Below are 13,344 nucleotides of genomic sequence, written 5' to 3'. Positions count from 1 at the left end.
ATAGATCCAGTGTGGGAGCGGGCTTGCCCGCGAAGCTTTTGCTTTAGATGTTGGCGACTTTCTGCCAGACCTTCGGCTTGAAGAACAGCGTCTCGCCCTTCGCCAACCCGATCAGGCTGTCGTGATCTTTCACCACTTCAGCTTCGATCAATTCGCTCTGGCCTTCGACCTTCAGCGTCACCCGTGTCGTCGCGCCCAATGGACGAATATCCCGTACCTCGGCCGCGTGGTGATCCTCCATCTCATGACGCGACAGCGACACTTCGTGCGGACGGAACAGCACGTGATTGTCTTCACCCAGGTGCAGCCGGTTCGAATCGCCCAGGAAGTGATAAACAAAATCGCTGGCCGGGTTTTCGTAGACATCGCCCGGTGAGCCAATCTGCTCGATCACACCCTTGTTCATCACCACGATGCGGTCGGCGACTTCCATCGCTTCTTCCTGGTCGTGGGTCACAAACACCGAGGTCAGGTTGATGTCTTCGTGCAGGCGCGCGAGCCAGCGACGCAATTCTTTACGGACCTTGGCGTCGAGGGCACCGAAGGGTTCATCGAGCAGCAGGACTTTCGGTTCCACCGCCAGCGCGCGGGCCAACGCGATACGTTGACGCTGACCGCCGGAGAGCTGTTCCGGGTAGCGATCCGACAGCCAATCCAGTTGCACCATGTTCAGCAGCTCGTGGACTTTCACCGCGATCTGGCTTTCGCTCGGGCGCTGGTTTTTCGGCTTCATGCGCAGGCCGAACGCGACGTTGTCGAACACCGTCATGTGGCGGAACAGCGCGTAGTGCTGGAACACGAAACCGACGTTGCGATCACGCACGTCGTGACCGGAGACGTCTTCACCGTGGAACACGATGTTGCCCTTATCCGGGGTTTCCAGACCGGCGATGATCCGCAGCAGGGTGGTCTTGCCGCAGCCGGACGGGCCAAGCAGCGCCACGAGTTCGCCGCTTTGAATGTCCAGGCTGATGTTGTCCAGCGCCTTGAACGCGTGAAAATTCTTGCTGACGTTACGCACTTCGATCGACATGACTTATTCCTCCGCGGCGCTGGCGCGCAGGCGGTTAATACGGTTTTCGCTCCACTGCTTGAGCAGCAGGATGAAGAGCGCCAGGATCAGCAACAGGCTCGCCACGGCGAACGCGGCCACGTGGTTGTATTCGTTGTAGAGGATCTCGACGTGCAGCGGCAGGGTATTGGTCACCCCGCGAATGTGCCCGGAAACCACCGACACCGCACCGAACTCACCCATGGCCCGCGCGGTACACAGCACCACGCCGTAGATCAGGCCCCATTTGATGTTGGGAACGGTGACGTGCCAGAACATCTGCCAGCCATTGGCTCCGAGCAAACGTGCGGCCTCTTCTTCCTGCGTGCCTTGCTCCTGCATCAACGGGATCAGCTCACGCGCCACGAACGGCACGGTGACGAAGATCGTCGCCAACACGATGCCCGGCAAGGCGAAGACGATCTGGATGTCGTGGTCCTGCAGCCACGGCCCGAACAGGCCCTGAGCACCGAACATCAGCACGTAGACCAGACCGGCGATCACCGGCGATACCGAGAACGGCAAGTCGATCAGGGTCACCAGCATGCTCTTGCCGCGGAACGAGTATTTACTCACGCACCACGCGGCGCTGACACCGAACACCAGGTTCAGCGGCACTGAAATCAGCACGGCAATCACCGTGAGTTTCAGGGCCGACAGAGCGTCGGGTTCGAAGATCGCGGTGAAGAACGCACCGAGGCCATTTTTCAGCCCCTGGGACACCACGATGAACAGTGGCAGAAACAGAAACAGCGCAAAAATCAGCCAGCCAAGACTGATCAGAATTCGCCGCGAAGTGGCACTGCCACGGCGGGCAGCGTTGGCCGAGGAAGCGGCGCTAATAGACGATTGGGACATTTTCGCGCCTCCTTATGGGGTTTCGATGCGCCGCTGCAGCAAGTTGATCAGCAGCAACAGGACGAAAGAAACCACCAGCATCAGTACACCAATGGACGTGGCGCCGGTGTAATCGTACTGGTCAAGTTTGACCATGATCAGCAGCGGCAGGATCTCGGTTTTCATCGGCATGTTGCCGGCGATGAAAATCACCGAACCGTACTCGCCGACCCCGCGGGCAAAGGCCAACGCGAAACCGGTCAGCCAAGCTGGCAGCAGCGCGGGCACCAGAATATGGCGGAAAACCTGTAACGGTTTTGCACCCAGGCACGCCGCCGCCTCTTCCACTTCACGCGGGATATCAGCCAATACTGGCTGTACGGTACGTACTACGAATGGAAGTGTCACAAAAGTGAGGGCAAGGGTGATGCCGAGAGGGGTATACGCGATCTTGAAACCCAGGTCCGCTGCGAACTGACCCACCAAACCGGTGGGGGTGTACAACGCAGTCAGTGCGATACCGGCCACGGCAGTGGGCAACGCGAAGGGCAAGTCGATCATCGCGTCGATGACTTTGCGTCCCGGGAAGGTATAGCGCACCAGCACCCAGGCCAGCAGCGTGCCGATGATGCCGTTGATGATCGCGGCATAGAGCGCGGTGCCGAAGCTGAGCTTCAACGCCGCCAGCACCCGTGGCGCCGAGATAATCGCCCAGAACTGGTCCCAGGTGAGTTGAGCGGCATGCACGAACATCGCCGCCAGTGGAATGAGCACAATCAGGCTGAGGTACACCAAGGTGTAGCCCAGCGTCAGCCCGAAGCCGGGTATGACGGGGGAGATACGACGCGACATAAAAGTCCTTGGTTGAGAACGCGCTAAGCCCCGACGGTGAAATCGGGGCCCGTTGGTGCGTAACCTGTGGGAGCGGGCTTGCTCGCGAAAGCGGTGTGTCAGACAACATCGATATTGACTGTGCCGCCGTCTTCGCGAGCAAGCCCGCTCCCACATGAATTGCGTTTAACTGATCGTTTTCAGGTTATTGCGCCTGATAAATCTGGTCGAACACGCCACCATCGTTGAAGAATTTCGGTTGAGCGGTTTTCCAGCCGCCGAAATCCTTGTCGATGGTCACCAGATCCAGTGTCGGGAACTGTTTGGCGTACTTGGCGGCAACATCCTTGTCACGTGGACGATAGAAGTTTTTTGCCGCGACTTCCTGGCCGGCCGGGCTGTACAGGTGCTTGAGGTACGCTTCGGCGATCTCGGTGTTGCCCTTTTTCTCGGCGTTCTTGTCGACCACGGCTACCGGAGGTTCGGCGAGGATCGACAGCGAAGGCACGACAATGTCGAACTTGTCAGCGCCGCCGTCTTCTTTCAGGGCCAGGAAGGCTTCGTTTTCCCAGGCCAGCAACACGTCGCCCTGACCGTTGTTGACGAAGGTAATGGTCGAACCGCGAGCACCGGTGTCCAGCACAGGAACGTGCTTGAACAGGGTTTGCACGTATTCCTTGGCTTTCGCTTCGTTACCGCCATTGGCTTTCAGGCCATAGGCCCACGCCGCGAGGAAGTTCCAGCGTGCGCCGCCGGAGGTTTTCGGGTTCGGGGTGATAACTTCCACGCCGTTCTTGGTCAGGTCGCCCCAGTCCTTGATGCCTTTAGGGTTGCCCTTGCGCACAAGGAACACGATGGTCGAGGTGTAAGGCGTGCTCGCTTCCGGCAGACGCTTCTGCCAATCCGCTGGCAGGGTCTTGCCGAGTTTGGCGATTTCATCGATGTCACCGGCCAGGGCCAGGGTCACCACGTCGGCACGCAAACCGTCGATCACTGCCCGGCCCTGCTTGCCCGAACCACCGTGGGACTGCTGGATTTTCACGCTGTCGCCGGCGTGGTCTTTCTGCCAGAACTTGACGAATTCGGCGTTGTAGTCCTGATACAGCTCGCGAGTCGGGTCGTACGACACGTTAAGCAGCTCGTAATCCTTGGCAACCGCGGAACCAGCAAAAAGGGCACTGGCCAGGGCGGCCAAAGCGAAATGACGAATCGACGACATGGTGAAAGCTCCTGGAATTCTGTTTGTAATGGCTTTTTATGGTCTGGAATCGGGGTTGCCTGTCAAAGATCGCAGCCTTCGGCAGCTCCTACACAAAGCCCCCCGTAGGAGCTGCCGCAGGCTGCGATCTTTTGATCTTTGTTTCAGCTCGGTTTGTTGCTCGGGTTCTGCAACCGGAATTTCTCTTTGCGTTCGATCTGGACCACCTGGGCGTTATGCACGGTGATTTCCACTGCGCCAAAACGCAGATCGCGCAAGGCGCTCTGGATCTCACGCAAAATGGTTGCTTCGTCCTGGCCGTCAACGCTACGTAGGGATGCGCTCATGGTGCTGCTCCTTCAACTAGAGGTTGCCTGGCAGTGGCGAGACTGCTTGCGGCGTGGGACCAATAGTAGATAAGCGTGGATATTCTTAAAAAGACTATTTAAGAATTTTAATATAACCAAAAGACCAATCGAAGACCGATCAGTGCTGAAGAATCAGTGGAGCACGCTTCCAATCCAGCTGCCCGGCCGGCACCGGCCGCCCAAACCAGTAGCCCTGCCCCAGATCGCAATCGTGTTCGAGCAGGAAGCCCGCCTGCTCGACCTGCTCGATCCCCTCGGCATGAACCTGCATTCCCATGCTCTGGGCCAGCGCGATGATCACCCGCACAATCGCCGCGTCATCTTCATCCCACGGCAACCCGGCAACGAAGCCCTGGTCGATCTTGAGTTTCTGTACCGGCATTCGCTTGAGGCGCAGTAACGACGAATAGCCTGTACCGAAGTCATCGATGGCCAGCCGAACTCCTAATTCACGCAACCTGTGCATCTGCTCCAGTGCGTCTTCCGGGTCATCCATCACAGCGCTCTCGGTAACTTCCAGCTCCAGACAGGCAGGATCCAGCCCGGTTTCGTTCAGCACCTTCGCCACCTGCCCAAACAACTCACGGCGGGCGAACAATCGAGAAGAAACATTCACCGCGACAAACGACAACACCACCCCGGCCTGCTGCCACCGGCACATCTGCTCACACGCTTGGCGCATAACCCAGGCATCAATTTCGGCGATCAGACCGGTGCGCTCGGCAATGGGAATGAATTCTGCCGGCGACACCAACCCTCGCTGTGGATGCTCCCAGCGCACCAATGCCTCGACGCCGATCAGGCGGCTGGTCTTGAGGTCGTGAACCGGCTGGTAATAAACCCGCAACTCCTGCTGCTCCAGCGCACGGCGCAATTCGAATGCAGTCTCGACCCGTTGCTGGGCATGGGCGGTCAATTCTTCGGTATAGAGGGCGTAGCCGTTGCGGCCGGCACCCTTGGCCTTGAACAGCGCCGAGTCGGAGTTGCGCAACAGCTGCTCGGCACTCAAGGCGTCGCCGGGGAACAGGCTGATGCCGACGCTGATATTGACGAACAACTGATGCCCGTCGATCTGGAACGGCTCTTTGAGGCCATCGATGATCCGCTGAGCCAGCGCCGCCGCGTGCACCATTTGCGGACAGCTTTCAGCCAGCACGGCGAACTCGTCGCCGCCAAGGCGTGCCAGCGTGATTCCCGGACCGACCATCGCTTTCAAACGCTCGGCCACGCCCTTGAGCAACTGGTCCCCAATGCTATGCCCGAGGCTGTCGTTGATCATCTTGAAGTGATCAAGATCGATCATCAGTAACGCGCAGCCGCGCTTGTGGATCTGCGCCGAAGCCAGGGCCTGCTCGGTGCGGTCGGTGAACAGCAAACGGTTGGGCAGATCGGTCAGCGGATCGTAGTGAGCCAGGTGCGTCAGCTCATGTTCAGAGTTCTTGATTGCGCTAATGTCGGAAAACACTGCCACGTAATGGCTGCGCCGCCCTCTCTCGTCGTCAATGACGCGGATGGTCTGCCATTGCGGATAGATCTCGCCGCTTTTGCGGCGGTTCCAGATTTCCCCGCTCCACTCGCCGGTGCTGGTGAGTGTCGCGAACATCGCCTGGTAGAAAGCCGGCGGGTGATGACCGGACTTGAACAGGCTGGGGCGCTGGCCAAGCACCTCCTCGCTCTGATAGCCGGTGATTGCCATGAAGGCCCGGTTTACGTGGATGATCAACCCTTTGTTGTCGGTGACCAGCACCCCTTCACGCGTGCAATCGAACACCGCGGCCGCCTGACGCAAACGCTCGCGGTCTTCAGTGCGCTCACGCAATTTTGCGCCGATCCCCAGGCAACGAAACAATCGCGCCCGAGCGAGGAAAATCAACCCGGAGCTGAACACCACCCAGGCGTAACCGTTGATCAGTTGCCAGCGCATTAGCTCTGCAGAGCTATCGAAGAAACTGTTCAATAAATGGCCACTGAACTGCAGCCAACCGACGGAAACCAGTAAGTAAAGCAGTGCTGCACGCAAAGCATCGCGATAGGTGGCAGACATTCGGCTGTCCATGTCCCTTCAAAAAGGATGGAATTATAGTTTAAAGAAACATCCAGCCACTCTTATCTGAAAGGGCGACTGGTTTTATCTGTGGGCTAAGTGATAATGCAACGGCTGTTTTTTTCTTTATCGAGGGCCCAATAGACTATGTGGTACGAAGGTTTTCTCGGCTTGTCGCCCTGGTCACTGGTGGCAGTCACCCTGCTGATGACCCACGTGACGATCATCGGCGTCACGGTCTATCTGCATCGTTATTCAGCCCATCGCTCGCTTGAGCTCAATGCCGGCCTGAAACATTTCTTCCGCTTCTGGCTGTGGCTGACCACGGCACAGAACACCCGTGAGTGGACCGCGATCCACCGCAAGCACCACGCCAAATGCGAAACCGTCGATGACCCGCACAGCCCGGTCATCAAGGGCCTGTCCACCGTTCTGCGCAAAGGCGCCGAGCTGTACCGTGCCGAGGCGGAAAACCCCGAAACCCTGCGTATCTATGGCAAGAACTGCCCCGAAGACTGGATCGAACGCAACCTGTACAGCCGTTTCCCGCTGCTGGGCGTGGCGATCATGGGCGTCATCGACCTGTTGCTGTTCGGCACCATCGGCATCACCATCTGGGCCATCCAGATGATGTGGATCCCGGTGTGGGCCGCCGGTGTGGTCAATGGCCTGGGCCATGCCATCGGCTACCGCAACTTCGAATGCCGCGATGCGGCGACCAATCTGGTGCCGTGGGGCATCCTGATCGGCGGCGAAGAACTGCATAACAACCATCACACCTACCCTAATTCGGCAAAACTGTCGGTGAAGAAGTGGGAATTCGATCTCGGCTGGGCCTGGATCCAGGTCTTCAGCTTCCTGCGTCTGGCCAAGGTTCAGCGGGTCGCGCCAATCGCCCATCGGGTCGAAGGCAAAGGCAACCTGGACATGGACACCGCCATGGCGATCCTCAACAACCGCTTCCAGATCATGGCCCAGTACCGCAAGTTGGTGATCGCACCGCTGGTCAAACAAGAGCTGGAAAAGGTCGATCACTCGGTCCGTCACCAGTTCCACCGCGCCAAGCGCCTGCTCTCGCGGGAAACCAGCCTGCTGGATGACAAACACCACATTCGCATCCAGACCATGCTCGAGCACAGTCAGGCGCTGAAGGTAATTTACGAGAAACGCCTGGCCTTGCAGCAGATCTGGGTCAAGACCAGCTCAAATGGTCACGACATGCTGGCCGCCATCAAGGATTGGGTACACGAAGCCGAAGCCAGCGGGATTCAATCCCTGCGCGACTTTGCCGATCAGTTGAAAACCTACTCCCTGCGCCCCGCCGCTGTCTGACGCCGTTGATCGGTGCGCCTCGTTCGTGGGCGCACCCTTCGGAACTTAGCTCCAAATCCCCTATCTCAAAGACACTTCGCCATCCAGGCGGGCAGGGACCTGTTATCAATTATTTCCTCCAACCACAGCGTGACGTGCCTGCTTGTGGCACCGGAAATAATTGATAAAAGGCCCGCGTATTGGCCGCTTTCGAACCTCGAGCGGCACACGCCCTTTGAGAGTGTCGATGGTCAATAAAAGCCTGCAAGACTCATCCCTCCAGCAGTGGCCCGAGGCCGCGCAAACCTTGCTGGCGCTGATGCATGCACAAGGCGAAGTGGCGCGCCTGAGCGAACGCGAACAACTGTTCAGCGCTCTGCTGGTGAGCGTCAACGCGGTGCTTTGGGCCTTCGACTGGGAGTCCCGTCGGGTGCTCTATGTCAGCCCCGCGTATGAACGGATTTTCGGCCGCTCTGCAGGCTTGTTGCTGTCCGACTACAACCATTGGCGCGACAGCATTTACCCCGACGATCTGGACTATGCCGAACGCAGCCTGGGCGAAGTACTGGTCAAAGGCGCCGTTGAAGACCGTGAGTACCGAATCATTGCCGCCGACGGCCAGGTCCGCTGGCTCAGTGACAAGTGCTTCATCAACCGTCAGGCCGAGCCGGGGCAACCGGTGATCATCGTCGGCATTGCCGAAGACATTACTGACAAAAAGCAGATGGAAACCGAGCTGCAACGCCTGGCCACCACCGACGTACTGACCCAGAGCAGTAACCGCCGACACTTCTTCGACTGCGCCCACCGTGAATTCGAACAGGCACGGAACCAAGGCACGCCGCTGGCATTCCTGCTGCTGGACATCGATGACTTCAAAGTGATCAACGATACCTACGGCCACCAGGAAGGCGACAACGTGCTGCAACGAATCGCCGAGAGCAGTCGCGCGGCTTTGCGTCGCGGTGATTTGTTCGGGCGAGTTGGCGGTGAGGAATTTGCAGCGGTGTTTCCCGGCTGTGCGCCAGACATGGCCATGCAAGTGGCCGAACGCCTGCAACGGGAGATTCAGCGCTTAAGTTTCAGCCATGGCGACCAGACGTTCGGCATCACCGTCAGCCAGGGCCTGACCAGCCTCACCGCCGAGGACGAAAGCGTCGACAGCCTGTTTGCCCGCGCGGATGCGGCAATGTACAAAGCCAAACACCAGGGCAAGAACCGCATCATCTCGGCCTGACAGGCTCAACACAAAACCCCTGTGGGAGCGGGCTTGCTCGCGAAGGCGCCGTATCATGCAGCATTGATATCGACTGACCCGACGCCTTCGCGAGCAAGCCCGCTCCCACAGGGGAATTGTGTGATGCCTACTTTTTGCGCAACCGTATCAATTCCGGCAACCCGATCTTGAGCAACCGCGCCGTCCGGCTCTTCGCCAGTTCCTCAATGCCCTCATGCTCGGTCAGTCGCGCCAGTTGTGCAGCCATGTTCATCACCAGCGCTTCGCGGGAGTAAACCCCGCCACCGAGCTGGTAGACCGCCGCAATCAGCTCTCGCAGCTCCAGCGGCAGGCGCCAGCGAGTGCGAAGCGCCGAACCATAAGCCGCACCGAATTCAGCCAGTGCCTCGCCGACCTCCTCCCATTCATCCAGCTCACCACCGGCCTGCTTCCATTCCTGCAAACACCGCAACAGCGCAAGGTCGCCGAGGCGATGCAGCATGCCGGCGCAATAACAACGCTCCTGATCCAGATCCAGCAAGCGCGCCAGGGTCCGGCCATACTCGGCGGTGCGCAGCGACAGCTCCCAATAGCGCTCGGCATAGTCGGCCAGAAACGGATCACTGAGGCGGGCACTGCGTTTGAGCGCCAGCCCCAGAATCAGGTTCATGCTTTGCCCGGTGCCGAGGTGGTGCAGCGCCTGGGACAGGGTTTGTACGGCGGCGCCATGGTGCTGGGCCGCGCTGTTGGCGGCGGCGATCAGCACAGCGGTGACTTGCGGATCGGTGCGGATCTCGTCATGCAGCACGGTCAAATCGAGGCCGTTGGGATTGAGGCTGCGTTTGACCGCCAACTGCACGTCAGTCATCAGCGGCGCACCGTCGGCAAACTCACGACGACGCTCCAGATACGCCGACAAGGTGATGCCCGGCGCCAATGAAGGCACCTCGCAAGACACTTCCTCACCGGCATTGAGCAGCAGATCCTGCAGACGCAGGGTCAGGCTTTCCATGTTCAGGGGTTTGGTCAGGTACGCAGCAGGCGCCAAGGGCAAGACTTCGCGCACACTGGCGCTGTCATTGCGGCAGCTCATCAGAATGAACGGCAGGGGGGGATTACGTTTGCGCTGGCGGACATTGCGCAAGACATTCAAACCATCGACGCCGGGCAGCTCCCAGTCGACGATCACCAGGTCGTAAGGATTTTCCGCCAACAGGTGCAGCGCTTCCTGACCATCGGCACACAGATCCAGCCGCGCGTCGCAACGCACATTCAACAAAACCTGCTTGAGCAGGTCGCGGGACCAGGGATCGGCCTCGGCAATCAGCACACGCGGTGCAGCGGGTAACACCACAGCAGTCATTTACACACTCCAAAGCAGTGCTTGCACCTTAGTCAATGCTGACCATTCGATACAGCGCATTTGCCATCGATGGGTTCCAGGGACACAAAAAAACCCGCCGAAGCGGGTTTTTGTGTCGATCAGTTCACAAATCGATCAGAGCTTGGAGATCACAGCTCCGAGAAGCACTCTTCGATAATGGCCAGACCTTGGTCCAGCTGCTCGTCCGGCGAAGTCAGCGGTACCAAGACGCGCAGAACGTTGCCGTAAGTGCCGCAGGACAGCAGGATCAGACCCTTGTCGCGGGCCTTGGCCACAACGGCGGCTACCGCTGGAGCGTTCGGCTTGTGGCTGTCGCCATCAACGAACAGCTCGACCGCGATCATCGCGCCGAGGGCACGGACTTCGCCGATCACCGGGTATTTCGCCTGGATAGCTTTCAGGCCAGTGACCAGACGCTCGCCGACAGCCTTGCAGCGGTCCAGCAGGTGCTCTTCTTCGAACACTTCCATTACGGCCAGAGCCGCAGCGCAAGCGATCGGGCTACCGGCGTAGGTGCCGCCCAGGCCGCCTGGAGCAATGGCGTCCATGTATTCGGCCTTGCCGCAAACACCGGCCAACGGGAAGCCGCCAGCGATGGATTTGGCGAAGGTGGTCAGGTCGGCAGCAACGCCCATCTGTTCCATGGCGAAGAAAGTACCGGTACGACCAGCGCCAGTTTGTACTTCGTCAGCGATCAGCAGGATGCCGTGCTGGTCGCACAGCGCGCGCAGACGCTTCATGAACTCTTTAGGCGCGACGTAGAAACCACCTTCGCCCTGAACCGGCTCGATGATGATTGCAGCGATGTCACGCGGCTCGGCGTCGTTCTTGAAGATGCGTTCGATGCTGGCGATCGAATCGTCGATGCTCACACCGTGCAGTTCGTTCGGGTACAGCGCGCGGAAGATGCCGCCTGGCATCAGGCCCATGCCGGCCGAGTAAGGCACGACTTTACCGGTCAGGCCCAGGGTCATCATGGTGCGACCGTGGTAAGCGCCGGTGAACGCGATCACGCCGGCACGGCCAGTGGCGGCACGGGCGATTTTCACGGCGTTTTCCACGGCTTCGGAACCGGTGGTCACCAGCAGGGTTTTCTTGGCGAAATCACCCGGCACCTTGGCGTTGATTTTTTCGCACAGTTCTACGTACGGTTCGTAAGCCAGCACCTGGAAGCAGGTGTGAGTCAGCTTGTTCAGCTGCGCGGTCACCGCGGCGATGATTTTCGGGTGCAGGTGACCGGTGTTCAGCACGGCGATACCGCCGGCGAAGTCGATGAACTCACGACCTTCAACGTCGGTCACGGTGGCGTTCTTCGCGGACTCGGCGAAGATCGGGTGAATCTGGCCAACACCGCGTGGTACAGCGGCTTCGCGGCGTTTCATCAGGGATGCGTTAGTCTTGCTCATAAAGTCCTCATTCACCGCTCATCGGGCGGCGTGGTTCAAGGAAAATGCAGCGGGGAGGCAACTACGGCAGCATGCGATGATCGACTGCCACAGCTTTCCCGGCCACAGAGAAAATTCCGTTTGTTGCACGCAAAGGGACAGCGCTCTCGTGCCCTTTGCGTTTGAAGCAATGCCTTGCCGGGCTTATCCCTTCGAGCTTAGATGCCCAGGCAGAGGTATTTGATTTCCAGGTAATCTTCGATGCCGTACTTGGAGCCTTCACGGCCCAGGCCCGACGCCTTGATGCCGCCGAACGGCGCGACTTCGTTGGAGATCAACCCGGTGTTGACGCCGACCATGCCGTATTCCAGGGCTTCAGCCACACGGAACACGCGACCCAGGTCGCGAGCATAGAAGTACGAAGCCAGACCGAACTCGGTGTCGTTGGACATCGCGATCACTTCGGCTTCGTCTTTGAAGCGGAACAGCGGCGCCAATGGACCGAAGGTTTCTTCCTTGGCCACGGCAGCGTTCTTCGGCACGTTGGTCAGGATGGTCGGCTCGAAGAAGTTGCCTTCCATGACCTTGCCACCTGCCAGGATGGTTGCGCCTTTGCTGATCGCGTCAGCAATGTGCTCTTGAACCTTGGCCACGGCTTTTTCGTCGATCAGCGGGCCAGTGGTGGTGCCTTCTTCCAGACCGTTACCGATCTTGAGTTTGGCCACAGCCACTTTCAGCTTCTCGGCGAACGCGTCGTAGACCGAATCCTGAATGTACAGCCGGTTGGCGCAGACGCAGGTCTGGCCGTTGTTGCGGTACTTGGAAATGATCGCGCCTTCGACGGCCTTATCCAGGTCCGCGTCGTCGAACACGATGAACGGCGCGTTGCCGCCCAGTTCCAGGGACACTTTCTTGATGTCCTTGGCGCATTCAGCCATCAGTTGACGACCGATCTCGGTCGAGCCGGTGAAGGACAATTTGCGCACGATCGGGTTGCTGGTCAGCTCGCTGCCGATGTCGCCGGCGCTGCCGGAAACAACACTGAATACACCGGAAGGAATGCCGGCACGCTGGGCGAGTTCAGCCAGAGCGAATGCCGAGAATGGAGTTTGCGAAGCTGGCTTGAGCACCATGGTGCAACCGGCGGCCAGGGCCGGGCCGGCTTTACGGGTGATCATCGCGGCTGGGAAGTTCCACGGGGTGATTGCAGCGGTCACGCCGATTGGCTGCTTGATCACGATCAAGCGCTTGTCTGGCTGGTGACCCGGAATCACGTCACCGTAGACGCGCTTGGCTTCTTCGGCGAACCACTCGATAAAGGAAGCGGCGTAAACGATTTCGCCCTTGGCTTCGGCCAATGGCTTGCCTTGTTCGAGGGTCATCAGGCGAGCCAGGTCGTCCTGGTTTTCGATGATCAGTTCGAACCAGCGACGCAGCTTGTTCGCGCGGTCCTTGGCGGTCAGTGCACGCCAGGCCGGCAGCGCTTTGTCAGCGGCTTCGATCGCACGGCGGGTTTCGGCAGCGCCCATTTTCGGCACGGTGCCCAGAATTTCGCCCGTTGCCGGGTTGTTGACCTTGATCGTCTGACCATTGTCCGCATCAACCCAAGCGCCATCGATAAAGGCTTGCTGGCGGAACAACTGGGTGTCTTTAAGCTGCATGTCGGCTTTCCTTAACAGCACCGCGGCTAGCGCGGAGCGAATTATGATTGTTGAAAGG

General features: G+C 59.2%; 11 protein-coding genes. 2 read left to right on the top strand and 9 right to left on the bottom strand.

Translation table 11 applies throughout. From position 1 onward, the window contains the following. Nucleotides 1–43: 43 nt before the first annotated feature. From ACMXYH_RS01860 to dibA, 6 genes are all read right to left on the bottom strand, one after another. Nucleotides 44–1,033, bottom strand: a complete 990-nt coding sequence (locus ACMXYH_RS01860; RefSeq protein WP_415766126.1) for a sulfate/molybdate ABC transporter ATP-binding protein — start codon at nucleotides 1,031–1,033, stop codon at nucleotides 44–46. Between the two features lie 3 nt (nucleotides 1,034–1,036). Next, on the bottom strand, nucleotides 1,037–1,909 hold the full coding sequence (gene cysW / locus ACMXYH_RS01855; protein WP_129439493.1) for a sulfate ABC transporter permease subunit CysW: 873 nt from the start codon (nucleotides 1,907–1,909) through the stop codon (nucleotides 1,037–1,039). 12 nt (nucleotides 1,910–1,921) lie between these two features. Next, nucleotides 1,922–2,740, bottom strand: a complete 819-nt coding sequence (gene cysT, locus ACMXYH_RS01850) for a sulfate ABC transporter permease subunit CysT (RefSeq protein WP_033058556.1) — start codon at nucleotides 2,738–2,740, stop codon at nucleotides 1,922–1,924. 184 nt (nucleotides 2,741–2,924) lie between these two features. Further along, on the bottom strand, nucleotides 2,925–3,938 hold the full coding sequence (locus ACMXYH_RS01845) for a sulfate ABC transporter substrate-binding protein (RefSeq protein ID WP_415766125.1): 1,014 nt from the start codon (nucleotides 3,936–3,938) through the stop codon (nucleotides 2,925–2,927). A 143-nt stretch (nucleotides 3,939–4,081) separates the two neighbouring features. Then, entirely contained in the window at nucleotides 4,082–4,264 is a 183-nt protein-coding gene (gene oscA, locus ACMXYH_RS01840) for a sulfur starvation response protein OscA (protein WP_007945260.1), read from the bottom strand. A 139-nt stretch (nucleotides 4,265–4,403) separates the two neighbouring features. Further along, nucleotides 4,404–6,329: a phosphodiesterase DibA gene (gene dibA, locus ACMXYH_RS01835; RefSeq protein WP_415766124.1), complete on the bottom strand. Its 1,926-nt coding sequence runs from the start codon at nucleotides 6,327–6,329 to the stop codon at nucleotides 4,404–4,406. A gap of 147 nt (nucleotides 6,330–6,476) precedes the next feature. Here dibA and desA point away from each other — a divergent pair, with 147 nt between their 5' ends. Both desA and ACMXYH_RS01825 read left to right on the top strand, forming a co-directional pair. After that, nucleotides 6,477–7,661, top strand: a complete 1,185-nt coding sequence (gene desA / locus ACMXYH_RS01830) for a delta-9 fatty acid desaturase DesA (RefSeq protein WP_056745676.1) — start codon at nucleotides 6,477–6,479, stop codon at nucleotides 7,659–7,661. A 226-nt stretch (nucleotides 7,662–7,887) separates the two neighbouring features. Continuing rightward, complete coding sequence (locus tag ACMXYH_RS01825; protein WP_415766123.1) at nucleotides 7,888–8,877, top strand: GGDEF domain-containing protein; 990 nt, start codon at nucleotides 7,888–7,890, stop codon at nucleotides 8,875–8,877. A 127-nt stretch (nucleotides 8,878–9,004) separates the two neighbouring features. Here the strand turns inward: ACMXYH_RS01825 and ACMXYH_RS01820 are convergent, their stop codons facing one another. From ACMXYH_RS01820 to gabD, 3 genes are all read right to left on the bottom strand, one after another. After that, the gene (locus ACMXYH_RS01820; RefSeq protein ID WP_415766122.1) at nucleotides 9,005–10,219 is read right to left on the bottom strand and encodes an HDOD domain-containing protein; all 1,215 of its coding nucleotides are present in this window, start codon (nucleotides 10,217–10,219) and stop codon (nucleotides 9,005–9,007) included. A gap of 149 nt (nucleotides 10,220–10,368) precedes the next feature. Then, complete coding sequence (gabT, locus tag ACMXYH_RS01815) at nucleotides 10,369–11,646, bottom strand: 4-aminobutyrate--2-oxoglutarate transaminase (protein ID WP_415766121.1); 1,278 nt, start codon at nucleotides 11,644–11,646, stop codon at nucleotides 10,369–10,371. A 197-nt stretch (nucleotides 11,647–11,843) separates the two neighbouring features. Further along, complete coding sequence (gene gabD / locus ACMXYH_RS01810) at nucleotides 11,844–13,286, bottom strand: NADP-dependent succinate-semialdehyde dehydrogenase (protein ID WP_415766120.1); 1,443 nt, start codon at nucleotides 13,284–13,286, stop codon at nucleotides 11,844–11,846. Between the last annotated feature and the right edge of the window lie 58 nt (nucleotides 13,287–13,344).

Source organism: Pseudomonas frigoris, from assembly GCF_047758635.1.
GTDB lineage: Bacteria > Pseudomonadota > Gammaproteobacteria > Pseudomonadales > Pseudomonadaceae > Aquipseudomonas > Aquipseudomonas frigoris.
Note: the sequence above shows the minus strand (reverse complement) of the source record. Positions and strands in the feature narration are given on the sequence as shown.